This is a genomic window from Pinirhizobacter sp., from assembly GCF_035317885.1.
GTDB lineage: Bacteria > Pseudomonadota > Gammaproteobacteria > Xanthomonadales > Rhodanobacteraceae > Pinirhizobacter.
The window spans coordinates 1-2,520 of the sequence record NZ_DATHFX010000280.1 but is presented as its reverse complement, the minus strand read 5'-3'; the positions used below and the strand labels follow the sequence as shown (position 1 = coordinate 2,520).

2 protein-coding genes are annotated in these 2,520 nt (G+C 63.6%); one reads left to right on the top strand and one right to left on the bottom strand.

What is annotated here, in order from left to right:
- Positions 1–2,242, top strand: a 2,242-nt coding sequence (locus VK519_RS09070; protein ID WP_414692720.1) for a TonB-dependent receptor, incomplete at its 5' end; no start/stop codon positions are given.
- 51 nt (positions 2,243–2,293) lie between these two features.
- Here VK519_RS09070 and VK519_RS09065 read toward each other — a convergent pair.
- Positions 2,294–2,520, bottom strand: a 227-nt coding sequence (locus VK519_RS09065) for an SDR family oxidoreductase (protein ID WP_324349190.1), incomplete at its 5' end; no start/stop codon positions are given.

Genomic DNA, 2,520 nt, shown 5'->3' with positions numbered 1-2,520 from the left:
GCCCACCGCCTTCCCGCGCTTGCCGCCCCGTGCCCGCCTTGCCCTGTCCCTCGCCGCCGCCCTCGCCGCACCTGCATTCGCACAGGACACCGCCACCGCCCCGCGCGCGGACAAGCCCGCCACCTTGCAGACGATCACGGTAACGGCCGAGAAACGGGTGGAAGACATGCAGAAGGTGCCGATCTCGATGACGGTGCTGCCGGCGGACAAGCTCGAGGCCTTCGGCCAGGCCGGTGACGGCGTGCTCCAGCTGGCTTCGCGCGCGCCCAGCGTCTACGCCGAGACATCCTACGGAAGGGAATTCCCGCGCTTCTATATCCGCGGCCTGGGCAACAGTGACTTCGACCTCAATGCCTCGCAGCCGGTGTCGATGGTGTACGACGACATCGTGCAGGAAAACCCCATCCTGAAGGGATTTCCCCTTTTCGACCTGGAACAGGTCGAAGTACTGCGCGGACCGCAAGGCACACTGTTCGGACGTAATTCCCCAGCGGGCGTGATCAAGTTCGAATCGCGCAAGCCCACGCAGGAAACCACAGGTTACGCCCGGGTGTCCTATGGCTCGCTCGGCACGGCCAACGCCGAGGCCGCCATTGGCGGCGCGCTTTCCTCCGCGTGGTCGGCCCGCATCTCGGCGCTCGCCCAGCATCGCGATGACTGGATCGACAACACCTTCAAGGGCAAGAAGGACGACTTAGGCGGCTACAACGACCGCGCCGTGCGCGTGCAGGCACTGTACGAACCCAATAGTGATTTCAACGCGCTGATCAACGTGCACGCCCGGTGGCTCGACGGCAGTGCCATGGTGAACCGCGCCAACGCCATCGAACTTGGCGAACCCAGCTTCGTGCCCGGATTCGACCGCGACAAGGTGGCCCAGGACGGCAACAACAAGCAGCACCTGTTCACCTGGGGCAGCAATCTGCACCTGAACTGGAAGCTGGGCGACTTGAACCTGACGTCGATCACGGGCCTCGAACGCGCCACCACCTACAGCCTGGGCGACGTCGACGGCGGCTACGGGGCGGTGTTTGCGCCGCCCAGTGGCCCGGGTGTGATCCCCTTCCCATCCGAAACCGCCGACGCGCTGCCTAAGGACCGCCAGATCACCCAGGAAATACGCCTGTCCAACGACCAGTCGGAGCGTCTGAAGTGGCAGACCGGCGTGTACTACTTCGACGAAGACATCGCCATCGATAATTTCTCGTATGACACGCTGGCCAACCACGCCCTCAACGACTGGGCGCAGCAGTCCCAGCGCACCAAGGCGTGGGCGGTATTTGGCTCCGCGGACTACGACGTCACCGATCGCTTCGACATCCGCGCCGGCGCCCGCTTCTCGCACGACAAGCGCGACTTCTCGGCCAACCGCGTGTTCGGTTTCGATGGCCCGCTTGCCCCGCTCACCTCCACGCCCACCGATGCCCGCTGGAGCGGCGACATCACCGGCAGTTACGCCATCAGCGACAAGACCAATGCCTACGTGCGCGTGGCCAACGGCTTCCGCGCGCCCAGCGTGCAGGGCCGCCTCACCTTCGCCGACACCATCTCCACGGCCAAGCCCGAAACCATCACCTCGTACGAGTTCGGCATGAAGACGCTCGCCGCCGACGGCAAGCTGCGCTTCAACGCCGACATCTACAAATACAATATGCACAACGAGCAGCTCACCGCGGTGGGCGGCGCCACCAACGTCACGCAACTGCTCAACGCGAAGAAGACCGAAGGCTATGGCGCCGAGTTCGATGCCGAGGCCTACCTTACGCCGAACTTCATCGTTACCGCTGGCGGCAGCTACAATCACACGGAACTGAAGGACAGGAACCTCGCCGTGGCAATCTGCGGCTCAGGCTGCACGGTACTGGACCCCCTCAATGCCCAGGGCAACGCCCTGATCAATGGCAACGTGCTGCCTAACTCGCCCAAGTGGATCGGCACCTTTACCGCCCGTTACGGTATTCCCTACGGCGACAACGGCGAATTCTTCGTCTATACCGACTGGAACTACCGCAGCGAGATCAACTTCTTCCTCTACGACTCAGCCGAATACCGTTCCAAGGCGTTCCTGGAAGGCGGCTTGCGCCTGGGCTACAACTGGGACTTCGGCAAGCGCGAAGTGGCGCTTTATGGCCGCAACATCACCGGTAAGGAAGTGATCACCGGCGCAATCGACTTCAACAACCGCACGGCGTTCGTCAACGACCCGCGCGTTGTCGGCATCGAGTTCCGCGCCGAGCTGTAAGGAGCCCATCGGGGTCAGAGTGATTACTCTGACCCCCAACGGCGACGCCGCTCAGATCACCGAAGCCTTGCCGCCATCCATCGGGATGATCGCGCCGGTGACATAGCTGGCAAGGTCCGAGGCGAGGAAGAGCGCGACGGCTGCCACTTCCGAAGGCTCGGCCATTCGACCCATGGGGATCTCGCGCAATTGTTCGGCGAGAAGATCCTCGCGGTCCCTGCCAGTGGCGCGAACCGAAGCATTCAAGCCCTCCTCCACCCGGCCGGTCCTTGTCAGGT